At 64.8% G+C, this 20,213-nt stretch carries 23 protein-coding genes; 15 read left to right on the forward strand and 8 right to left on the reverse strand.

Annotated elements, in window-relative coordinates:
* Positions 1-319: 319 nt before the first annotated feature.
* The 8 genes from ACIP21_RS21010 (at position 320) to ACIP21_RS21045 (ending at position 9,329) form a co-directional block, all read left to right on the forward strand.
* The gene (locus ACIP21_RS21010) at positions 320-1,381 is read left to right on the forward strand and encodes a 3-deoxy-7-phosphoheptulonate synthase (RefSeq protein WP_400691537.1); all 1,062 of its coding nucleotides are present in this window, start codon (positions 320-322) and stop codon (positions 1,379-1,381) included.
* A gap of 81 nt (positions 1,382-1,462) precedes the next feature.
* A complete protein-coding gene (locus ACIP21_RS21015) occupies positions 1,463-1,744 on the forward strand; it encodes a peptidylprolyl isomerase (RefSeq protein WP_400691540.1) in 282 nt (93 codons plus the stop codon).
* 7 nt (positions 1,745-1,751) lie between these two features.
* Positions 1,752-3,680, forward strand: coding sequence for an extracellular solute-binding protein (locus tag ACIP21_RS21020; protein ID WP_400691675.1), 1,929 nt, complete (start codon positions 1,752-1,754; stop codon positions 3,678-3,680).
* Entirely contained in the window at positions 3,677-4,735 is a 1,059-nt protein-coding gene (locus ACIP21_RS21025) for a microcin C ABC transporter permease YejB (RefSeq protein ID WP_400691543.1), read from the forward strand. Before ACIP21_RS21020 ends, ACIP21_RS21025 begins: the two co-directional genes overlap by 4 nt.
* Positions 4,735-5,751, forward strand: coding sequence for an ABC transporter permease (locus ACIP21_RS21030; protein WP_400691546.1), 1,017 nt, complete (start codon positions 4,735-4,737; stop codon positions 5,749-5,751). The genes ACIP21_RS21025 and ACIP21_RS21030 overlap by 1 nt, the downstream gene beginning before the upstream one ends.
* A 23-nt stretch (positions 5,752-5,774) precedes the next feature.
* Positions 5,775-6,545: a 3-hydroxybutyrate dehydrogenase gene (gene hbdH, locus ACIP21_RS21035; RefSeq protein ID WP_400691549.1), complete on the forward strand. Its 771-nt coding sequence runs from the start codon at positions 5,775-5,777 to the stop codon at positions 6,543-6,545.
* Between the two features lie 102 nt (positions 6,546-6,647).
* Positions 6,648-6,923 (forward strand): peptidylprolyl isomerase, encoded by a 276-nt coding sequence (locus ACIP21_RS21040; RefSeq protein WP_013972552.1) that lies wholly within the window; start codon positions 6,648-6,650, stop codon positions 6,921-6,923.
* 135 nt (positions 6,924-7,058) lie between these two features.
* On the forward strand, positions 7,059-9,329 hold the full coding sequence (locus tag ACIP21_RS21045; RefSeq protein ID WP_400691552.1) for an autotransporter outer membrane beta-barrel domain-containing protein: 2,271 nt from the start codon (positions 7,059-7,061) through the stop codon (positions 9,327-9,329).
* Here the strand turns inward: ACIP21_RS21045 and ACIP21_RS21050 are convergent.
* Together ACIP21_RS21050 and ACIP21_RS21055 are read right to left on the reverse strand one after the other, a co-directional pair.
* Entirely contained in the window at positions 9,326-9,949 is a 624-nt protein-coding gene (locus ACIP21_RS21050; protein ID WP_400691555.1) for a LysE family translocator, read from the reverse strand. The two genes, ACIP21_RS21045 and ACIP21_RS21050, sit on opposite strands and share 4 nt — an antisense overlap.
* A 23-nt stretch (positions 9,950-9,972) precedes the next feature.
* Complete coding sequence (locus ACIP21_RS21055) at positions 9,973-10,692, reverse strand: metallophosphoesterase (protein ID WP_400691557.1); 720 nt, start codon at positions 10,690-10,692, stop codon at positions 9,973-9,975.
* A 75-nt stretch (positions 10,693-10,767) separates the two neighbouring features.
* Between ACIP21_RS21055 and ACIP21_RS21060 the strand changes: the two genes are divergently transcribed.
* The 3 genes from ACIP21_RS21060 to ACIP21_RS21070 all read left to right on the forward strand — a co-directional run bounded on the left by ACIP21_RS21060 (position 10,768) and on the right by ACIP21_RS21070 (position 12,340).
* Positions 10,768-11,280, forward strand: a complete 513-nt coding sequence (locus ACIP21_RS21060; RefSeq protein ID WP_400691560.1) for a DUF3016 domain-containing protein — start codon at positions 10,768-10,770, stop codon at positions 11,278-11,280.
* A 77-nt stretch (positions 11,281-11,357) separates the two neighbouring features.
* A complete protein-coding gene (locus ACIP21_RS21065; protein ID WP_400691562.1) occupies positions 11,358-12,101 on the forward strand; it encodes a carbon-nitrogen hydrolase family protein in 744 nt (247 codons plus the stop codon).
* Positions 12,098-12,340: a hypothetical protein gene (locus ACIP21_RS21070; RefSeq protein ID WP_400691563.1), complete on the forward strand. Its 243-nt coding sequence runs from the start codon at positions 12,098-12,100 to the stop codon at positions 12,338-12,340. The genes ACIP21_RS21065 and ACIP21_RS21070 overlap by 4 nt, the downstream gene beginning before the upstream one ends.
* Here ACIP21_RS21070 and ACIP21_RS21075 read toward each other — a convergent pair whose 3' ends face one another.
* The gene (locus tag ACIP21_RS21075; protein ID WP_400691566.1) at positions 12,341-12,841 is read right to left on the reverse strand and encodes a methylated-DNA--[protein]-cysteine S-methyltransferase; all 501 of its coding nucleotides are present in this window, start codon (positions 12,839-12,841) and stop codon (positions 12,341-12,343) included. It abuts the gene before it with no gap.
* Between the two features lie 84 nt (positions 12,842-12,925).
* Positions 12,926-13,714 (reverse strand): lipopolysaccharide biosynthesis protein, encoded by a 789-nt coding sequence (locus tag ACIP21_RS21080; protein WP_400691568.1) that lies wholly within the window; start codon positions 13,712-13,714, stop codon positions 12,926-12,928.
* 250 nt (positions 13,715-13,964) lie between these two features.
* On the opposite strand from ACIP21_RS21080, the gene osmE reads away from it, so the two are divergent.
* Complete coding sequence (osmE, locus tag ACIP21_RS21085; RefSeq protein ID WP_400691570.1) at positions 13,965-14,327, forward strand: osmotically-inducible lipoprotein OsmE; 363 nt, start codon at positions 13,965-13,967, stop codon at positions 14,325-14,327.
* An 8-nt stretch (positions 14,328-14,335) separates the two neighbouring features.
* Here the strand turns inward: osmE and ACIP21_RS21090 are convergent, their stop codons facing one another.
* The 4 genes from ACIP21_RS21090 to ACIP21_RS21105 all read right to left on the reverse strand — a co-directional run bounded on the left by ACIP21_RS21090 (position 14,336) and on the right by ACIP21_RS21105 (position 15,929).
* Positions 14,336-14,665 carry a hypothetical protein gene (locus tag ACIP21_RS21090; protein ID WP_400691573.1) on the reverse strand — a complete coding sequence of 110 codons (330 nt, stop codon included), beginning with the start codon at positions 14,663-14,665 and terminating at the stop codon, positions 14,336-14,338.
* 217 nt (positions 14,666-14,882) lie between these two features.
* A complete protein-coding gene (locus tag ACIP21_RS21095; protein ID WP_400691575.1) occupies positions 14,883-15,251 on the reverse strand; it encodes a hypothetical protein in 369 nt (122 codons plus the stop codon).
* Between the two features lie 190 nt (positions 15,252-15,441).
* Positions 15,442-15,609, reverse strand: coding sequence for a hypothetical protein (locus ACIP21_RS21100; protein ID WP_400691578.1), 168 nt, complete (start codon positions 15,607-15,609; stop codon positions 15,442-15,444).
* A gap of 176 nt (positions 15,610-15,785) precedes the next feature.
* Complete coding sequence (locus ACIP21_RS21105; protein WP_400691580.1) at positions 15,786-15,929, reverse strand: hypothetical protein; 144 nt, start codon at positions 15,927-15,929, stop codon at positions 15,786-15,788.
* Positions 15,930-16,292: 363 nt separating this feature from the next.
* Between ACIP21_RS21105 and ACIP21_RS21110 the strand changes: the two genes are divergently transcribed.
* The 3 genes from ACIP21_RS21110 (at position 16,293) to ACIP21_RS21120 (ending at position 20,193) form a co-directional block, all read left to right on the forward strand.
* Entirely contained in the window at positions 16,293-19,178 is a 2,886-nt protein-coding gene (locus ACIP21_RS21110; RefSeq protein ID WP_400691583.1) for an autotransporter outer membrane beta-barrel domain-containing protein, read from the forward strand.
* A 343-nt stretch (positions 19,179-19,521) separates the two neighbouring features.
* Entirely contained in the window at positions 19,522-19,764 is a 243-nt protein-coding gene (locus ACIP21_RS21115; protein WP_400691586.1) for a hypothetical protein, read from the forward strand.
* 156 nt (positions 19,765-19,920) lie between these two features.
* Positions 19,921-20,193, forward strand: a complete 273-nt coding sequence (locus ACIP21_RS21120) for a DUF3077 domain-containing protein (protein ID WP_400691589.1) — start codon at positions 19,921-19,923, stop codon at positions 20,191-20,193.
* Positions 20,194-20,213 lie beyond the last annotated feature (20 nt).

Below are 20,213 nucleotides of genomic sequence, written 5' to 3' on the forward strand. Positions count from 1 at the left end.
ACCCGGCGCCCACCTTCGAGGGGCCGCCGAACATGAGAATACTCAAACCCCCGGTCGGCTCCCCGACCGGGGGTTTTGCTTTTCAGGCCACAGCACTTTACCGATTCTTACCGAGGACAGATTCATGAACTACGCCACTTATTACTACGCAAGCACCTATGCCTGGCGATTTAGCCAATCCCGTTCGGGCCAGCCTGCCGCCTCCGTTCGGTCCCTCACAGGTGGCAATGCTGCAGACAATCAATCAACGAATAGTCGAACACCTCGATAGGGCCGACCGCGCGGGCCAGAACCCGCCGTCCGCCCAGGGAAAAACGCCATGCAAGCCTCGAACCTCGCCCTGCCCCTGACCCAACCGCACGCTGCCAACACCACCGTCAGCCAGCGCCTGCCCAGCCCACACCTGCTCAAGCAGCAGATGCCGCTTTCTGCCGAACTCGCCCTGCAAGTCCATGATCATCGCCAGGCCATCCGCGCCATCCTCGAAGGCCGCGACGAGCGCCTGCTGGTGATCGTCGGCCCGTGCTCGATCCACGACCCGCGCTCGGCCCTGGAATACGCCGACCGCCTCGCCGCCCTGAGCCGTGAAGTCGACGACAAGCTGCTGCTGGTGATGCGCGCCTACGTGGAAAAACCCCGCACCACGGTGGGCTGGAAAGGCCTGGCCTACGACCCGCACCTGGACGGCAGCGACGACATGCACGCCGGCATCGCCCTCTCCCGTGGCTTGATGCTGAGCATGATCGAACGCGGCCTGCCGATCGCCACCGAACTGTTGCAGCCGATGGCCGCCGGCTACTTCGACGACCTGCTGGGCTGGGCCGCCATCGGTGCGCGCACCACCGAATCGCAGATCCACCGGGAAATGGTCAGCGGCCTGGAGCTGCCGGTCGGCTTCAAGAACGGCACCGACGGCGGCGTGGGCATCGCCTGTGACGCCATGCGCAGCGCATCCGCAGCGCACCGCCACTTCGGCATGGACGCCCAGGGCTACCCGGCGATCATCGAGACCCTGGGCAACCCGGACACCCACCTGGTGCTGCGCGGCGGTCACAAGGGCCCGAACTACGACGCCAACAGCGTCGCCCAGGCCCGCCAGGGGCTGGCCAAGGCCGGCTTGCAGGCGCGGATCATGGTCGATTGCAGCCACGCCAACAGCGGCAAGGACCCGGCGCGCCAGCCGGCGGTGTTCGAGGACGTGCTGGCCCAGCGCCTGGTCGGCGACCGCTCGCTGGTCGGGGTGATGCTCGAAGGGCACCTGTTCGACGGTTGCCAGGCGCTGGGCAAGGGGGCGCTGAAGTACGGCGTGTCGATCACCGACGGCTGCCTGGGCTGGGACGCGACCGAAACCCTGCTGCGCGAGGCCGCAGCCCGCCTGTAAACGATCAGGAGCAAGCCTGGCGAGACATGACCCGATCAAGTGCGCTAGGCTTGGCGTTTTTCACCCCAAGGAGCAGTACCCATGGCACGCGCCACCGCCCGTCACATCCTCGTCAGCACTGAAGACAAGTGCAACGAACTGAAAGCCCAGATCGAAGCCGGCGCCGACTTCGCCGAAATCGCCAAGGCCAACTCCACCTGCCCATCCAGCCGCCAGGGCGGTGACCTGGGCTCGTTCGGCCCGGGCCAGATGGTCAAGGAATTCGACACCGTGGTGTTCAGCGCCCCGGTCAACACCGTGCAAGGCCCGGTGAAGACCCAGTTCGGCTACCACCTGCTGGAAGTGACCAGCCGCCAGGACTGATCGGCTGATCATCGTGTCCCTTGTGGGAGCGGGTTTACCCGCGAAGAGGCTCGAACAGGCAATGAGGATGCCTGGGCTGGCCTCTTCGCGGGTAAACCCGCTCCCACAGGTCATTTGCGGGATCATGCTTTTGTGCATGGGCACCATGGCCCAAGCCGCCCCCACCCATGCCCTCACCGTCTACGGCGAAGCCCCCCGCTACACCGACACCTTCAGCCACTTCGATTACGCCAACCCCGATGCCCCCAAGGGCGGCCTGCTGCGGCGCTCGGCCATCGAGATCGGCCAGTTCGACCATGTCCTGCCCTACATCGACAAAGGCACCGGCGTCGCCGAAGTCGACGGCTGGCTGTACGCGCCCCTGGCGCAACGTTCGTTCGACGAGCCCTACAGCGTCTATGGCCTGATCGCCCGGCGCATGGAGCGCGGCCCGAATGATGCCTGGCTGCGCTTCGACATCGACCCACGCGCGACCTTCGCCGACGGCAAGCCGGTACGCGCCGAAGACGTGCGCTTCAGCTTCGACAAGCTGATGAGCGAAGGCAGCCTCAAGTACCGCACCCAGTTCGCCGATGTCGCCGGCGTCACCGTCGAAAGCCCGCGTAGCGTGCGCTTCGACTTCAAGCAGCCACATGGCCGCACCCTGCCCCTGGACCTGGCGAGCCTGCCGGTGATGCCCGAGCACGACTGGTCCAACCGCGACTTCGCCAACGGCGCCGGTTTCGACAAGCCGATCGGCAGTGGCCCGTACCGCATCGGGCGCATCGACAACGGCCGCAGCATCACCTTCGAGCGCGACCCGAACTGGTGGGCCCGGGACTTGCCGGCCAACCGCGGGCGCTACAATTTCGAGCACATCCGCATCGAGTACTTCGGCGACACCGAAGTCGCCCGCCAGGTGCTCAAGGGCGGTGGCTACGACTACAACCGCGAGTTCTCTGCCACCGCCTACACCCTCGGCTACAACGGCGCGCAGCTCGACGACGGTCGCCTGCAGCGCGCCCACCTGGGCCCGGCCAAGCCCCAGGTCGCCCAAGGCTTCGTGTTCAACCTGGAGCGGCCGCAGTTCAGGGACCGCCGCGTGCGCCAGGCGCTGGCCCTGCTCTGGGACTTCGAATGGAGCAACCGGCAGATGATGCGCAACCTGTACATCCGCCAGCAGAGCCTGTTCTCCAATACCCCGCTGGCCGCTCGCGAACCACCGGACGCCGATGAGCTGAAGCTGCTGGAGCCTTTGCGCGGCCAGGTGCCGGACGAGGTGTTCAGCCAGGTCTTCCACGCGCCGGTGACCGACGGTTCGGGGATCATTCGCCCCCAGCAGTTGCGGGCGCTGGCCCTGTTGCAGCAAGCCGGCTGGCAGCCCGATGGCGACCGCCTGGTCAACCCCCGGGGCGAAGCCCTGGAATTCACCTTCCTCAATGGCCAGTCCGGCATGGAACGCTTGCTGCTGCCGTGGAAACGCAACCTGGCGCAGATCGGCATCACCCTGAACATCCGCAACGTCGACTCGGCCCAATACGTCAATCGCCTGATGGCCCGCGACTACGACATGGTCGTCACCGGCTACCCGGTCACCCTGTCGCCCGGCGCCGAGCTGTACAACTATTTCGGCTCGGCCGCTGCCAACGACCCCGGTTCGAACAACCTGATGGTGCTCAAGGACCCGGCGGTGGACCAACTGATCGACGGCCTGGTGCGCGCCGATACCCAGGCCGGCATGCTCAGCCACGCCCATGCCCTGGACCGGGTGCTGCAATGGAACTATTACTGGATCCCCAACTATTACCCGCCTGGCAGCTCGACCGTCTGGTGGAACCGCTTCGGTCTGCCGAAAGTCCAGCCGGCCTATGACGAAGGCCTGGACAGCTGGTGGGAAGTCAGCCCGACTGCGCTGACCAACCCACAGATGGCCGAGCGCCTGAAGGCCCAGCCATGACCACCTATATCCTGCGCCGCCTGCTGCTGATCATCCCGACACTGCTGGCGATCCTGCTGGTCAACTTCGCCATCGTCCAGGCCGCCCCGGGTGGCCCGGTCGAGCAGGCGGTCGCGCGCCTGCAAGGCATCGGGGCTGGCGCGCCCGGTTCGCGGGCCGAGGTGGTGCACGGCGAATCCCGCGCCACCCGTGGCCTGGACCCGAAGCTGATCGAGGAGATCAAGCGCCAGTACGGTTTCGACAAGACCGCCCCGGAGCGCCTGTGGCTGATGCTCGGCCAGTATGCACGGCTGGACTTCGGCCAGAGCTTCTTCCGCGGCGCCAAGGTCACCGAGCTGATCCTCGACAAACTGCCGGTGACCTTGTCCCTGGGCTTCTGGGCGACGCTGATCACCTACCTGGTGTCGATCCCCCTGGGCATCCGCAAGGCAGTGCACCATGGCAGCCGCTTCGATGCCTGGAGCAGCGCGCTGATCGTGGTCGGCTATGCCCTGCCCTCGTTCCTGTTCGCCCTGCTGCTGATCGTGCTGTTCGCCGGCGGCACCTCGCTGAACTGGTTCCCGGTGCGCGGCCTGATGTCCGACGACTTCGACCAGTTGAGCCTGCTGGGCAAGCTGGCCGACTATTTCTGGCACCTGGTACTGCCGGTCGGGGCGCTGGTGATCGGCGGCTTCGCCACCCTGACGCTGTTGACCAAGAATGCCTTTCTCGACGAGATCTCCCGCCAGTATGTGGTCACGGCCCGGGCCAAGGGCCTGAGCGAGCGCCGGGTGCTCTATGGCCACGTGCTGCGCAACGCCATGCTGCTGGTGCTGGCCGGCCTGCCCCAGGCGCTGATCACGGTGTTTTTCGCCGGGTCCCTGCTGATCGAGGTGATCTTCTCCCTCGATGGGCTGGGGCGCATGAGCTATGAGGCCGCCGTATCGCGCGACTACCCGGTGGTGTTCGGCACGCTGTTCATCTTCACCCTCGCCGGCCTGCTGTTCCGCCTGATCGGCGACCTGGCCTTCACCGTGCTCGACCCGCGCATCGACTTCGACACGAGGGCGCACTGATGCTGTCGCCGGTTTCCCGTCGCCGCCTGCAGCGCTTTCGCCGCAACCGCCTGGGCTGGGTGTCGCTGTGGCTGTTCGCCGGGCTGTTGCTGCTGAGCCTGGGCGCCGAACTGGTGGCCAACGACAAACCACTGCTGCTGGGGTACAAGGGCGAACTCTACGTGCCGGCGCTCAAACGCTACACCGAGCAGCAGTTCGGCGGCCAACTGCCGTTCCAGCCGGATTACCGCAGCGCCTATGTACGCCAGCTGATCGAAAGCCAGGGCGGCTGGATGCTGTTCGCGCCGATCCCGTTCAGCGCCGACACGCCCAACTACGACCTGCAGGTGCCCACACCCAGTCCGCCGAGCCTGAACAACTGGCTGGGCACCGACGACCAGGGGCGCGACGTACTGGCCCGAGTGCTGTATGGCACCCGCACCTCGCTGCTGTTCGCCTTTGCCCTGACCGTGGTCAGCGTGCTGATCGGGGTTGGCGCAGGTGCCTTGCAGGGCTATCACGGCGGCTGGGTCGACCTCGTCGGGCAACGCTTGCTGGAGGTGTGGTCGGGGTTGCCGGTGCTGTACCTGCTGATCATCCTCAGTGGCTTCGTCGAGCCGGACTTCTGGTGGTTGCTGGGGATCATGGCGCTGTTCTCCTGGTTGACCCTGGTCGATGTGGTGCGCGCCGAGTTCCTGCGCGGGCGCAACCTGGAGTACGTCAAGGCGGCGCGGGCCCTCGGCTTGCCGGATACGCAAGTGATGCTGCGCCATGTGCTGCCCAATGCGATGAATGCGACGATGACCTTCGTACCGTTCATGCTCACCGGGGCCATCACCACCCTGACGGCGCTGGATTTTCTCGGCTTCGGCATGCCGGCCGGGAGCGCTTCGCTGGGCGAGCTGGTGACCCAGGGCAAGCAGCACCTGGAAGCGCCATGGCTGGGCTTTACCGCGTTCTTCGCACTGGCACTGATCTTGTCGCTGCTGGTGTTCATCGGCGATGCCTTGCGTGAGGCATTCGACCCCAGAAGGTAGGTTCTCGTCCAAGGAGGTTGCGCATGACATTGAAAGGCAAGACAGCACTGGTCACCGGCTCCACCAGCGGCATCGGCCTGGGCATCGCCCAGGTGCTGGCGCGCGCCGGGGCCGATATCCTGCTCAATGGGTTCGGCGACCCGGCCCCGGCAATGGCCGAAATCGGCCGCCACGGGGTCAAGGTCGCGCACCACCCGGCGGACCTGTCCGACGTGGCGCAGATCGAGGCCCTGTTCAGCCTGGCCGAGCGCGAGTTCGGCGGCATCGACATCCTGGTCAACAACGCCGGGATCCAGCATGTGGCGCCGGTGGAGGAGTTCCCGCCGCAAAGCTGGGACAAGATCATCGCACTGAACCTGTCGGCAGTGTTCCATGGCACCCGCCTGGCGCTGCCGGGCATGCGTGCGCGCAACTGGGGGCGGATCATCAACATCGCGTCGGTGCACGGTCTGGTCGGTTCCACCGGCAAGGCCGCGTATGTGGCCGCCAAGCATGGGGTGATCGGCCTGACCAAGGTGGTGGGCCTGGAAACCGCCACCAGCAACGTCACCTGCAACGCCATCTGCCCAGGCTGGGTGCTGACCCCGCTGGTGCAGAAGCAGATCGACGACCGTGCCGCCAATGGCAGCGATCCCCTGCAAGCGCAGCACGACCTGCTGGCCGAGAAGCAGCCCTCGCTGGCGTTCGTCACGCCCGAGCACCTCGGCGAACTGGTACGCTTCCTGTGCAGCGAAGCCGGTAGCCAGGTTCGCGGCGCCGCCTGGAACGTCGATGGCGGCTGGTTGGCCCAGTGACAAGTGGCCTGACGCGCAACCCCTTGGGTGCGTGTCGGGCCGCATCACGCTGCGCGATCAGGCATAATGGCGCCCTTTTTCGCCCCGAAGCACAGGTGTCCCATGAAAGCACAAGCCCGCCACATCCTGGTCAAGACCGCTGACGAGGCCGAAAAGCTCAAGCAGCGCATCGCCAATGGCGAGGCCTTCGACGTGCTGGCCAAGAAGTTTTCCACCTGCCCTTCGGGCAAGCGCGGCGGTGACCTGGGCGAGATCCGCCCGGGGCAGATGGTCGGCGCGATCGACCAGGTGATCTTCAAAAAGCCGTTGCGCGTTGTGCATGGCCCGATCAAGAGCAAGTTCGGTTACCACCTGGTGCAGACGTTCTATCGCGACTAATGGCCGGGGGCCACCTAGCATTTCTGCCAGTTGTCCTACCCCGCGGGTTTCCTTACAAAGCAGGCAGGGCCGAGGCTGTGCCACTGCGCGCAGTTCCAGGTTGTGGTCCCTCTTCATGGACACGGAGACCTGCCTATGCGCTATCCACGCCTGCTTGTGCCTGTTGCCTTGCCGCTGCTGGCCCTGCCCTTGCTCGTGCACGCCGAAACCCGGAGCGTCTCGAGCGGCGACACCCTGGGCGCCGTGGTGCAGACCACGGACATCGACGACTTCAAGATGACCGGAGGCACCCTCGAGTCGCTCAACCAGGGCGAAGGCTACGACCGCTTCGAGATGTCGGACGGGCACATCATCGGTGCGTTCGAGGACGGCGACCGAGCCGTGTTCTCGGGCGGACACATCGGCCGCGTGGACCTCAAGCTGGCGGACAACTATTTCGAGATGTCCCAGGACGCCAAGGTCGGGACTCGCATCGATGGCAACCTGGTCAGCGGGTTCGGCAATGACACCATCATCCTGCGGGGCGGTACCATCGGTGGCAACATCAGCACCAGCGGCGGCACCGACCGCATCACCATCAGTGGCGGCCAACTGCTCGGCAGCGTCCTGGCCAGCGCCGGTAACGATGTGTTCACCTGGTCAGGTGGACGCATTGGCGGCAAGGTCGACATGGGCATTGGCGACGATCAGGCCACGGTCATCGGCCTCAAGGCCGATACCTTGGTCACCGACCTGGATGGCGGCGCCGGCACCGACAGCTTGCTGTTCAAGACCAGCGAGATCACCGGCGGCGCAAGGTACCTCAACTGGGAAAGCATCACCCTCAGCGAAGACAGCCGCCTGATGTTCGACGACAACCTGACCCTGGGTGACAGCGACAGCGGTACCGGCCAGCTCAGCGTCGACGGCAGCAGCACCCTGCTCTCCCGCCAAGGCACGCTGGCGCCGCACACCAGCGGCCAGCATGCCACCCTGCGCAATGCTGGCACCGTCGACCTTGGCAGCGGCAACGATGGCCAAGGCCGGCTGACGGTGGTCGGCAATTACCTGGGCGACAACGGCGTGCTGCGGGTCAACAGCGTACTGGCCGGCGACGATGCGGCCTCGGACCGACTGGTGGTGAGTCAGGGCACGCTTGGCGGCACCACGCGTCTGCAGGTGAACAACCTGGGCGGTGCGGGTGCTGCCACTCGGCAGAATGGCATCCAGGTAGTCGAGGCCCGCGAGGGCGCCACCAGCAGCGACGCGGCGTTCATCCAGACCCAGACACTGTCGGCCGGTGCCTATGATTACCGCCTGTTCAAAGGTGGCGTCACGGCCGGCAGCGAGAACAGCTGGTACCTGCGCTCGACCCTGGTGGCCACGCCACCAGGCGTCACCCCTCCGGTGGCCGCACCCGCCCCTGGCCAGGTCGAGCTGCCGCCCCCTTCGGCCGCCGAAAGCCTGCCGCTATACCGCCCGGAAGTGCCGGTCTATGCCGCAGTGTCTCGCGGCGCGGCGATCATCGCACGGCAGGCGCTGGGCACCTTCCATCAGCGTCAGGGCGACCAGCAGTTGCTCGCGGGCCAGGGCGCGCTGCCAGCCAGCTGGGGCCAGGCCTATGGCGGCGCCCTGCGCCAGCAGTGGAGCGGTACGGTGAGCCCCAGCCTGGATGGCGACCTCTACGGGTTCAAGGTCGGCCAGGACGTTTATGCCGGCCTGGCCGACGACGGCTACCGCCAACAGATCGGCGTGTACGTCGGCCACAGCAGGCTGGACGGCGACGTCAAGGGTTTTGCCCTGGCCATGAAGGACCGCAGGGTCGGCGACCTGAAGCTCACGGGCGATAGCGTCGGTGCCTACTGGACACTGGTCGGGCCGCAACAGGGCTACCTGGACGGCGTGCTGCAATACACCCGCCTCGACGGCCGCGCCCGCTCCGACCGCGGTGACAAGCTGAACGTCGACGGCCATGCCTGGGCCGCCTCACTGGAGGCCGGCTACCCTATCAGCCTGTCCGAACGCTGGACGCTGGAGCCGCAAGCACAGCTGATTGCCCAGAAGGCCTTTCTCGACAGCACCAGCGACAGCGTCTCACGGGTCAGCCATGACGCCCAGGTGGAGCTGACCGGACGTCTGGGCATGCGCCTGCAGGGTGCCTACAACCAGGGCAGCGGCCGCCTGCTGCAGCCCTACGCACAAATCGACATGTGGCACGGCGATGGTGGTCGCGACACGGTGGTCTTCGATGACGTGGACAAGATCAAGACCGACTACCGCTACACCTCGATACAGCTCGAGGGCGGCTTGGTCGCCCAGGTCAGCGAAGCGTTGAGCCTGCACGGCGGGGTGCAGTACTCCAGCAACCTCGACAGCCGCCAGCAGCAAGCCAGCGGCGTCAACCTGGGTGTGCGCTGGCAATTCTAGCGCCGCGCCGCCAGCAAGCCGAGGCCGGCGCAGCCCAGCAGGGAGGCGCTGACCCGGTTGAACAACCGGCGCGGCCCGGGCTGGTTGAACCAGCGTTGCAGATAGGCACCCAGCCCCGAGTAGATGGCGATCGCCGCCCACTCCAGCAGCAGGAACAACCCGCCCAGCCAGAGGAACTGCTCGCTGACCGGCGTGGCGCCGCCTACCGAGACGAACTGCGGCAGGAAGGCGGTGAAGATCAGGATCGCCTTGGGATTGGAAGCCGCCACCACGAACTCCTGGCGGACCAGGCGCCAGGGGCCGCGCGGATGCTCGCTGGCCACCACGCCCTCGCCCACCGGTGCCCGCCATAGCTGCCAGGCGATGTAGAACAGGTACGCGGCACCCGCCAGCTTGATCGCCAGGAACAGGTATTCGCTGGTGTGCAACACCACCGCCAGGCCCATGGCGGCCAGGGCGATCATGCCGCTGAAGGCGACGATGCGCCCGCCACCGGCGACGCAGGCGGTGCGCAGGCCGTAGCGGCTGGCGTTGTGCAACGACAGCAGGTTGTTCGGCCCCGGCGCCATGTTCAGGGCGAAACAGGCGGGGATGAATAACAGCAGGCTCGACAGGTCCATTGTGTTCTCCAGGCAGACTGGCGCTACTCTGGTCGCCTGCATGGCGCCGGGTCAAGTACTGCCGGGCTCACCAGGGCCAAGGTAGCCAGGTCCATCAGGCTGAAGTGGCCACTGGCCCAGCCGCCGGTATCCAGATGCCAGACGTTGCCCAACTGCTTGGCCTGCAGCACTGGGGTGTGCCCGACCAGCAATGCCCGGACCCCGCGGACGGCTTCGGTGTTGCCCTCCTTCAGGCGCTTGCGCGACCACTGGCAGACTTCGCGCACCCCTGGGTCGTCGTCGAACAGCAGGCTGTCGCGCAAAGCGGCCCAGTCGTCGAAGGGGCTGTCGGCATGCAGCAGGCCGATCGGCCCGGCTGCGGTCTGCACCTCCAGGGCAATCGGCAGTTGCAGGAATTGTTCGACGAAGACTGCCTGCTGCGTCCTTGGCAGGTCGATGAACCAGCCCCCCCCTGCCGCACGGTACATCTCCAGGTCCAGGCGCCCGCCGTGGAAGTGGCTGACCGCCAGCGCTTCATGGTTTCCCTGTACCGCATGGAACCACGGCATGGCCAGCCATTGCAGGGCTGCTTCACTGTGTGGGCCACGGTCGACCAGGTCGCCGACGCTGAACAGGCGATCCACCTGCGGGTCGAACCCCACCGCGTCCAGGCACTGCTGCAAGCGCTGAAAGTGGCCATGGATATCGCCCACCGCCAGGTCACGCCCCGCACTGTTGGCGGCCACCCGCCGAAACCGGCTCATTACAATTCTTCCCCTGCTGCCGCACCTGGGCAGGCGTAAAATGGAGCGACACGCATCCACCGTCGGAGGTGCATCATGCGTAACGCTCTGGTCTGTGCCGTGCTCGTGGCGCTCTCTGCCAACAGCATGGCACAAGGCATCCCGCCTGCGCAGGTCGACGTGCGCTTCGACCACCCGGAAAAGTTCCGCGACGCCAGCCTCGACAGCCCCGGCTATGAACGGGGCGCCGACGAATACGTCATGAAGACACTCACCCAATACCTGCAGAAGCTCGGCCAGCGCTACCTGCAGCCGGATCAGCAACTGGTCATCGACATCCGCGACATCGACCTGGCCGGCCGATTCGAGCCCTGGCACCGGCAAGCCTACGAGGTCCGCTTCATGCGGGAGATCACCTGGCCGACCATCGAGCTGAGCTACACCCTGCGGCAACCCGGCAAACCGGACCAGCAGGCCCAGGAACGGGTCAGTGACAAGATGTACCTGAGCCGCCCCGGCCGTGCCGCCCGCAGCAGCGACCGCCTCTATGCCGAAAAGGCCATGCTCGACGACTGGTTCCGCCAACGCTTCGCGGTGCACGCCTCCTGAAGACGCCTTCACTGGTGCAGGCCGGCTTGCCGGTAGTATGCTCGGTGCTTCGACCTGCACCAGGGAAGGGACTCAGCATGAAACTCTGCGCCGTACAACTGGCCTCGCGCAAAGGCGACGTGGCGGGCAACCTGGCCCGCCACCTGCGCTGCATCGAGCAGGCCGCTGACCTGGGCGCCGAGCTGGTGGTGTTTCCAGAACTGTCGCTGACCGGTTACGAACCGACGCTGGCACGCCAGCTGGCCTTGCCCGTCAGCTCGGAGCGCCTGACGCCATTGCAGGCGGCCTGTGACCGTCTCGGCATCAGCGTGGCCGCGGGCCTGCCACTGCCCACCTTGCAAGGTGTCCGCATCGGCATGCCGATCCTGCGCCCGGGGCAACCGGTGCTGGCCTATGCCAAGCAACGCCTGCACGACGATGAGCTGCCATTCTTCAGTGCTGGCGACGAACCGTTGGTGTTCAGTATCCGCCAGCTGCAGGTCGCGCCCGCCATCTGCTATGAATCGATGTTCATCGAACACGCCGTGCAGGCACATTCGATGGGCGCGCAACTGTACCTGGTCAGCGTGGCCAAGACTGCCAAGGGCGTGCGCGAAGGCCATGAACACTACCCTGAGGTGGCGCGCAGCCTGGGCATGCCGGTACTGATGGCCAACTGCGTCGGCCCGTCCGATACCTTCATCGGCGCCGGCGGCTCGGCAGCCTGGGACCGCCAGGGCAATCTGCTGGCGGCACTGGATGAACGGCAGGAAGGCTTGATCGTACTGGACACCACCCGCGAAACCGCCAGCGGGCTGCCACTGGATACCCGCGCCGAATGAAATACGTCCTTTCGACCCTGGTCAGCTATGCCGTGACCCATTATGTGGTCGGCCTGATGATTCGCGGGCAACTGGCCGAGGTCGCCGAGGGTTTGCGGCACCAGCCCGATGCGCCGACACCTGGGCAGTACCTGCGCGAGATGCGCCCCTATGTGCGGCGAGCGCAGCGGCAGTACAGCCTGATGGCGGGCACGGTGGTTGCACTGCTGGCTGGCCTGGCAGTGAGCTGGGTTGCTTGATCACAGGTCCAGTGCCAGGCTCTGCCGCCCCTCCAGGGCCAGCAGGTACTGTTTGGCCGGCAAGCCGCCAGCGAACCCGGTCAGCCCGCCGGACGCCCCGATGACCCGGTGGCAAGGTGCGATGATCGAGATCGGGTTGCGCCCATTGGCGGCTCCCACCGCGCGCACCGCACTGGGGTTGCCGATCTGCCGGGCGATGTCGCCGTAGCTGCGGGTCTCGCCGAATGGAATGGTCAGCAAGGCCGCCCACACCTGGCGTTGGAATTCGGTACCGGCGAAGTCCAGTGCCAGCTCGAAGCGCTGACGCGTGCCGGCAAAGTACTCGCCTAGCTGACGGGCGGTTTCGCGCAGCGTCGGATGCTGATCGTCCCGCTGCAGTTCACCCAGGCGCACGCGGTTTTCGCGCTCCTCCTCCCACAGCACGGCAGCCAGCCGCTCGCCGCGGGCCACCAGGGTCAAGGTGCCGACCGGAGATTGCATGAGGGTGAAGGCGCTGGACATCGGTGGTTCCCACTACAAGGCAAGGTCAGCGCACTGTAGCGCCGCACGGGGGGCGGCGCATCCGCTTTCTTGCGCAGGCAATGTTCAGGCTGCGATGCGGCGGGCCTCGTCCAGGTCGATCTTCGGGATCAACTGGTCGGGGATGCGCGAGCTGGTGGACAGGTTGTAGACCTGGAACTGCTCGTTCACCACCTGCTCGGCCATCAGCCTCAACGAGGGCAGGATGCGGCTGTCCCAGTGCTGGTCGAGCCCGCAGGGCGAGACCGTGCCCGTGCCGGTTTCATAGAAGCGCCCTACCGCCTGATCGAGGTCAACCCCCACCAGCAGCACCTGCTCGAAGCCCAGGTGATAGGCCAGCTGAAGCGCCACGTAGGCGACCGTGCGGGCATCGAAATGGCCGCTCGACATGTCCTTGCTGAAGGCGATGGAACGCGCCCGCTTGCTCCACAATGCGCGGCCGCAGACATGGCTGGCACCATGCCCGCGCAAGCCGTCCAGCATGCCCGGGTTGTCGGCCTTGTGCAGCGGGTAGCATTCGGTATCAGGGGGGATGTCGGCGTTGCCGAACTGATCCGGCCACAAGGCCAGGCGCTCGCTGTGCTGCAACGCGGTGGCGAACAGCTCCGGTTGCTGGTCGCGGAAACTTCTGTCGGTACAGACATAGAAGAACGGCTTCAGCCCACAGGCAGCGGTGAGGGAAATGGAGCCATTCATGGCGATGATCGGCAGGTGGGCGAACTCACCCAGGGGAAAATGCCTGGCTGAAGCGCCCGAGGCGAGGATCACCACGGGGCCTTTCTGGGTATTGCGACACGCCTCGAAACTGGAGAACGCCCCGCGTTCAGCATTGAGCTGCGACGGAAGAGTTTTCATTTGAATGAATCTGGATCACTGTTTTCGCTAAGGTACTAACTAATCGGTATGAGGTAGACAAAGTTTACCGAACTTTACACAAATCGACCACGAAGTCCTGATTCGTACACTTGAGTCATGGTTGCAGTTTCTCCATCGACTGCACGGGCAATGGCGCAGGTGGCGGCGGTCGAGGCAGTTCAAGCGTATGATGAAGAGCCGGCTGGAGTGAGGCAGTCCCGTGCCGGTATTCTCCTCGAGGAGCACTGCCATGAACACGTCCACCTGTGCGCTGGTGCTGGCCCTGTCGGCATTGGCTGGCTGTTCGAGCAACACGTCCATGTACCGTGACCAACCCCTGGTGGCCAAAGTCACCCCAGGCATGAGCAAGGCCCAGGTAGAGCAGATCGGCGGCAAGCCGGATGCCCAGTCCGACCGCACCGTCGTGCCCGGTAGCTGCTACGACTACAGGCTCAGGCAAGGCGGCCAAGAGAAACCCTACAGCGTCAGCTTCGATGGCCGCGGCAAGGTGGACGAGTCGTCCTTCATGACCTGCGCCGAATGGAGCAACACCCAGGCCAGGGCCCGGCAATCACTGCCGAGCATGGGCGGCATGAGCGGCTCAGGCTACTGACGGCCTCGTCAGTCGATGCACGACCGCGCCGCCTGGCGCAGTGTGCCACCGGTCAGAAAACTGCCTTTGTAGAAGGTGGCGCGGCTGCCGCCATGGAGCTCCACCACGTCCAGGACCACGTCGGACGCTACCGCGCTCGGCGCGGTCAGGCGGTAACCATGGGCGATGGATTTCTGCGTGGTGGCAGGCGCCAGTGCTTGCCACTTGGGGAATACACACGCGGCATATTCACTTGGCGACTTATGGGTTTCCTTGCTGGCAGTGGGTTTGCCAGGGTTGGCACACGCCACCAGGCTGGCGGCGAGAATGGAACAGAAGAGAATGCGAAATATAGGCATTTGCAAAAAATCGATAGTGGCGTGGTGCATTTTAGCCACTCTGTCGACAAAGTACTAATCCACCAAGGTCGAGCACCTGACAAGTTCGGCTGATGCCACACTTGCATCGAACCAAAAATGCTTGAATGAACTCGGTATTTCGCCGCCCGAGGGATCAAGAAGCCCGCGCCCTGGTGCGGGCTTTTTGCACTTCAAGGAGAATGCCGCGAGGTGCGGCTCAGGCTCTGGAACACATCAGTGCAGCATCGAGCAAGCGGCCATGGTCGTACCAGGCATCGCGCTGATAAGCGGTGAAGCTATGCTGCGTGCCCGTGCCGCGCACTTCGACCAGGCCAGCCGCTTTATCCGGGTCGGTGCTGTCGACGAACAACTTCACCGAGCCTGCGTCATTCACTTCATAGACTTTCGCATTCCCCGGCAACTCACCTTTGACGCAGCCCAGGTACGCCGGCGGGCTCTTCTCGATAACCCCAGAGGTGGTGTCATGGCCGTCTCGCACATCCGGGTTCTGCGCACACCCAGACATGCACAGCGTGGCAACTGCCGATATCAGTAGTGCGCCTGCAAGCGATCTTGAGTTCTTCACGCGACACGCTCCTGCTGCCCCCTCGAGAACATTGAAAACGTGTGCCAGGTAAAACCCTTTCTAGTTGTGTGCCATCCCTGCTCATAGTAACCCTGGCATCGAACGGGCCATTAGGCTGGTTTGCTATATAAAACAAAGCCCGCTGTCGCGGGCTTTGTCATTGCAATAACGCTTGCTTGCAGCGCAAGCCTCAGCGTGGCCCGCCACCGTGCATGCCACCGCCCATGCCCATGCCTGGGCCACCGTGACCACCGCCGTGCCCACCACCGCCACCTGGCGGCATGAACATCCAGCAACCCGACAGCGCGGAAATCAGGGTAGCCACCACAGCGGCGCGGAAAACGTGATTCAACTTCATCAAACACTCCGGAAACAGGATCTGATGCCCGCCTGTTGGTTGGCTGGGCAGCGCGGCGATTGTAAGTCCAGCCTTCACCTGCTCGGGTGAGCTTTTCCAATTCTTTACAGTTTGCGCAGGAGGCGCCTGTATCCGGGCGCCCCCTGCAAACGGGTCACCGTTCAGCCGTCCAGGCCTCAGTAGCGACGATAATCCTGCCCGTGGTGATCACCGTCGTAGTAATGCCGGTGATGCCTGCCGCCATCATGCCAGTATGGCCAGCAACCACTGAGCAGCAACACGCCCGACACGATAACGACCCAAGCGGCTTTACGTTTCATGTGTGTACCTCCGGCCTGGCGAAGCGAGGCCCTGCGTAGCGTTTGACTGCGCCTGGCCTGGAGGTTCAGGGCGACTGCCGCCAGTCGTCAACTTTCATCAAACCCCTCGCGGGCAGCGGGCAATTCCCCTGAGTGACGTTCATTCACGCCACCTTCGAAACAGAACTAAAGTGCCAACTAAGGGCAACTAACAATCACTGTTTTTAATGCCATAAATGATAACCGCGACACATAACGCGGATAAAGTTTCAACCGCCCGAGCGGATACAGCGTGGTCGCCGGACTGCGAGCGACAACACCTAAATATCCGAGCCTGACTGCATCATGCCTTCTTTCAAGAATAATGCCGTGCAGCGTACTTGCGTGCGCCCCTTAGAACCTTCCTCCCTGGCGGCCGCCCTGGCGTTGACAGCCCTGGCGACTCAACCCGTTTCGGCCGCCGAATACTGGGTGTCCAGCCAGAGCGAGTACGCCGCGGCGATGACCCAGGCCAATGCCGATTCCGACCCTGACGCCATCATTCATCTGAACAACGACATCACCATGTCCGGGGTCTGGGGGGCTCCCGTTCCAACGAAACCGATCACGGTCGACACCCAGGGTTTCGTGATGACCAAAGGGACGGCTACCGGCAACTTCGCCACTTCTGCCGCAGCGCCCATTGTGTTGAACGGCACCTACGTCGGCGCCGACGGTAGCGGCATCGCCGGCGTGCAAGTCAGCGGTACGGGCGGGCAGCTGACCAACAACGGCCACATCACCGGCGGCGCTCAAACCGCTGCCACGGGCGGTGGAGGCGCGGGTATCGCTGCCAACCTTGGCATGACCGTCATCAACAATGGCTATGTGAAAGGGGGTGACGGCGCCGCTGGCTTCGATTCGTCCAACAGTTCCCTCAGTGCGGGCGTGTCACTCTCCTCGACCTCGACGCTCATCAACTCGGTGACCGGGGTGATCGAGGGTGGCGACGTGTCCGGGGGTATTGCCGGCTCAGGCGTATCGTCTGCCAACACCGTCAACAGCAGGATCGAGAACCACGGCATCATCCGCGGCGGCAGCGACCTCAGCGCAGGGTCGGGCGGCGGCCGCGCCATTCGCATCGCCGCAGGTACCGTCACTATCGAGAACAGCGGCCTGCTCCAGGGCAGTGCCGGCAATGCAGCCGTGTACGTACAGACGCGTTCCCTGCTGACCATCATCAACTCGGGCAGCATTCAGGCTGGCAGCGGCTACGCCAATGCCATCGAGTTTGGCACAGCGGATTTGCCCACCAACAGCGCCACCCTCGAACTGCAGGCGGGCTCCGATATCGTCGGCAACGTGCTCGCCACCGCTGGCAGCAACGATACCTTGCGCCTGGGCGGCAATACCGACAGCGTGTTCGATGTGTCCAGCATCGGCAGCAGCGCGCAGTACCGCGACTTCGACCTCTTCGAAAAGACCGGCACCAGCGTCTGGGCGTTGACCGGCGCCGGCACCGAAAGCACCCCCTGGACCGTCAAGGAAGGCGCCCTGCAACTGGGCAACGGCGGGACCAGCGGTTCGCTGGCCAGCGACGTGGTCGTGCAAAGCGGCGCGACCCTGGCGTTCGACCGCAGCGACGCCTACACCTTCGCCGGCCTGGTCAGCGGCGCTGGCGGCCTGGCGCAGAACGGCAGCGGAACCACCACCCTGGCCAGCGTGAACACCTACACCGGCCCGACCACGATCAACCGCGGCACCCTGGCCATCGACGGCTCGATCAGCAGCCCGGTGAGCGTGCTGGCCGGCGGTACCCTGTCCGGCAACGGCACGGTCTTCGGCGATGTCACCAACGCCGGCGCCATCACCCCCGGTGGCGGTTCGGGCACCCTGACCATCGATGGCAACTACATCGGCAGCGGTGGCGTGGTGCGGGTCAACACCGTGCTGGGCGACGACGCCTCCGCCACCGGCCGCCTGGTGATCACCGGCGACACCTCGGGCACCGGAACCATCGCGGTGACCAACCTTGGCGGCCTGGGCGCACCCACTGTCGAGGGCATCAAGCTGATCGACGTGCAAGGCTTGTCCAACGGCGTGTTCAGCCTGGCAGGCGATTACCTCTACAAAGGGCAGCAGGCCGTGGTCGCGGGCGCCTACGCCTACCGCCTCTACCAGAACAGCGCCAGCGGCACGGCGGATGGCGGCTGGTACCTGCGCTCGGAACTGGACGACACGACGACTGCGCCCCCCACCACACCTGAAACGCCTTCCGTGACGCCCCCCGCCGCCCCACTGCTGGCCCCGACGGTCGCGCTGTATGAAAGCTATGCCAGCGTCCTGCAGCGCTTCAACCAGCTTGGCACCCTGCACGACCGTGTGGGCCACCGCTACTGGCAGCCCGACGCCGAGCTCCAGGCCGAACCCGAAGCCGGCCTGCCGGCCATCGGCCGCGGCGCCTGGGTACGCGTGGAAGGCGACCAGGCCGACATCGACCCGGCCCACAGCACCACCGGTGCCGGCTTCGACATGCACAGCCGCAAGCTTGAAGCAGGCTTCGACGTGCCGCTGTACGAGGGCCAGGACGGCACGCTGGTGGTCAGCCCTACCCTGCACTACGGCAAGGCGGACACCCGAGTCTCGTCGGTCTATGGCGATGGTTCGATCGATGTGACCGGCTACGGCTTCGGCGGCGCCGCGACCTGGTATGGCAGCGACGGCACCTATGTCGACAGCCAGCTCAGCGTGACCCGCTACGACAGTGACCTGCGCTCCTCGCAACTGGGCCGCAAGCTGGTGGAAGGCAACCGTGGCCACGGCGTGGCGGCCAGTGTCGAGGTGGGCCACCGGGTGATCCTCGACCCGCACTGGTCGCTCACGCCGCAAGCCCAGCTGTCCTGGTCGCGCGTGCGTTTCGACAGCTTCAGTGACCCGTACGGCGCCGACATTTCCCAGGACGATGGCAACAGCCTGGTATCGCGCCTCGGGCTGATGCTCGACCGCAGCAACCGCTGGAAGGCGGACGACGGTACCGGCAGCAGCACCCGGGTGTACGGCATCACCAACCTGTACTACGACTTCGAGAACGGCACCTCGGCCGATGTCTCCGACCTGCATGTACGCAGCGAGGAGCAGGCACTGTGGGCAGGCCTGGGTGTTGGTGCGTCGTTGAACTGGAACGACGAGCACTCCTCGCTGTTCGCGGAACTGCAAGGGCGTACCAGCGTGCAGGACTTTGGCGACAGCCACGCGCTGGGCGCCAAGGTGGGTGTGCGGGTGATGTGGTAAGCGGTATTGCGTTGGGCAATCTCCACAACGGGGACATGTAACAAAAAATCAGAATTTGCCCCTTTCTTGTAGGGCATTTCCCAAAGATACTTTCGCCATGCATTTCCCGTTGCGGCTGGTCTGGCAGCGCTCTAGTCTCGGGCTGTCGTCGCTCATTGACGATACGGCTTTGACAGGCCGCAACGGTATTAAGCACACAGCTTACTTTTCTATGGTGGCTGTACGTGGGGCACGCTTGCGTGCGCCGGAACTTGCTTATTCCGCCGGTCTGTCAACCCATGTACAGCTGCCACCCTTCTGTTTGACAGCAGGTAGGTGGCGGCACTCAGAAAGGTAATAAGCAATGTTGAAGATAGTGCCCGATCCACCCCACGATATTCATTCCCTCGAAGACACCCTGATCCAGGCCACCGATTACGCGCTGTGCGCGGCCACGGTCGTGCATCAGGCATTGCTGCTGCAGCCCAAGTCACCGGCTTCGATCCTGATGATGACCTCGATGCATGAGATGGAAGCGCTGCGGGCATTGCTCGAGCAGGCATTGATCCAGGTGCAGATCCCGGCGGAGCCTCGGACGTTGCATTGAGGCTTGGGTGACGTGTTGCCTGTGCTGGCCTCTTCGCGGGTAAACCCGCTCCCACAGGTACGGCGCATGCCTTCAGGCCTGTGGTGATCCCTGTGGGAGCGGGTTTACCCGCGAAAGGGCCAGCACAGGCACAGGAAACTTCAGGGAGATTGAACAATGACCACAGACGACACCAAGCTCACCGTCGGCAAAACCACCTTCTACCAAGGCGAAAACCAGACCCACCCTCTCTTCCGCATCGAGGCCGGCATCCCCTGCCAGCACGCCCGCGAACAAGCCTCGGAACTGATGGGCTACGCCCGCGACCTCAGCCTCGACGGCCTCATGGAAGACAAACCCCAGCTGATCTGGGCGTCACACTACCTCTGCGCCATGGCCAAGGCCCTGCTGGACGATGCCGAACTGGGCATGACACATTCGAACAGCTAGTGTTACGCCTGAACTGTTCA

Origin of the sequence: Pseudomonas sp. NPDC089401 (genome assembly GCF_044749485.1) — a bacterium.
In the GTDB taxonomy this organism is placed as follows: domain Bacteria; phylum Pseudomonadota; class Gammaproteobacteria; order Pseudomonadales; family Pseudomonadaceae; genus Aquipseudomonas.

Coding starts and splice junctions, on each gene's coding strand:
- ACIP21_RS21010 (WP_400691537.1), top strand. CDS start 320: ATGCAAGCCTCGAACCTCGCCCTGCCCCTGACCCAACCGCACGCTGCC.
- ACIP21_RS21015 (WP_400691540.1), top strand. CDS start 1,463: ATGGCACGCGCCACCGCCCGTCACATCCTCGTCAGCACTGAAGACAAG.
- ACIP21_RS21025 (WP_400691543.1), top strand. CDS start 3,677: ATGACCACCTATATCCTGCGCCGCCTGCTGCTGATCATCCCGACACTG.
- ACIP21_RS21030 (WP_400691546.1), top strand. CDS start 4,735: ATGCTGTCGCCGGTTTCCCGTCGCCGCCTGCAGCGCTTTCGCCGCAAC.
- hbdH (WP_400691549.1), top strand. CDS start 5,775: ATGACATTGAAAGGCAAGACAGCACTGGTCACCGGCTCCACCAGCGGC.
- ACIP21_RS21040 (WP_013972552.1), top strand. CDS start 6,648: ATGAAAGCACAAGCCCGCCACATCCTGGTCAAGACCGCTGACGAGGCC.
- ACIP21_RS21045 (WP_400691552.1), top strand. CDS start 7,059: ATGCGCTATCCACGCCTGCTTGTGCCTGTTGCCTTGCCGCTGCTGGCC.
- ACIP21_RS21050 (WP_400691555.1), bottom strand. CDS start 9,949: ATGGACCTGTCGAGCCTGCTGTTATTCATCCCCGCCTGTTTCGCCCTG.
- ACIP21_RS21055 (WP_400691557.1), bottom strand. CDS start 10,692: ATGAGCCGGTTTCGGCGGGTGGCCGCCAACAGTGCGGGGCGTGACCTG.
- ACIP21_RS21060 (WP_400691560.1), top strand. CDS start 10,768: ATGCGTAACGCTCTGGTCTGTGCCGTGCTCGTGGCGCTCTCTGCCAAC.
- ACIP21_RS21065 (WP_400691562.1), top strand. CDS start 11,358: ATGAAACTCTGCGCCGTACAACTGGCCTCGCGCAAAGGCGACGTGGCG.
- ACIP21_RS21070 (WP_400691563.1), top strand. CDS start 12,098: ATGAAATACGTCCTTTCGACCCTGGTCAGCTATGCCGTGACCCATTAT.
- ACIP21_RS21075 (WP_400691566.1), bottom strand. CDS start 12,841: ATGTCCAGCGCCTTCACCCTCATGCAATCTCCGGTCGGCACCTTGACC.
- ACIP21_RS21080 (WP_400691568.1), bottom strand. CDS start 13,714: ATGAAAACTCTTCCGTCGCAGCTCAATGCTGAACGCGGGGCGTTCTCC.
- osmE (WP_400691570.1), top strand. CDS start 13,965: ATGAACACGTCCACCTGTGCGCTGGTGCTGGCCCTGTCGGCATTGGCT.
- ACIP21_RS21090 (WP_400691573.1), bottom strand. CDS start 14,665: ATGCCTATATTTCGCATTCTCTTCTGTTCCATTCTCGCCGCCAGCCTG.
- ACIP21_RS21100 (WP_400691578.1), bottom strand. CDS start 15,609: ATGAAGTTGAATCACGTTTTCCGCGCCGCTGTGGTGGCTACCCTGATT.
- ACIP21_RS21105 (WP_400691580.1), bottom strand. CDS start 15,929: ATGAAACGTAAAGCCGCTTGGGTCGTTATCGTGTCGGGCGTGTTGCTG.
- ACIP21_RS21115 (WP_400691586.1), top strand. CDS start 19,522: ATGTTGAAGATAGTGCCCGATCCACCCCACGATATTCATTCCCTCGAA.
- ACIP21_RS21120 (WP_400691589.1), top strand. CDS start 19,921: ATGACCACAGACGACACCAAGCTCACCGTCGGCAAAACCACCTTCTAC.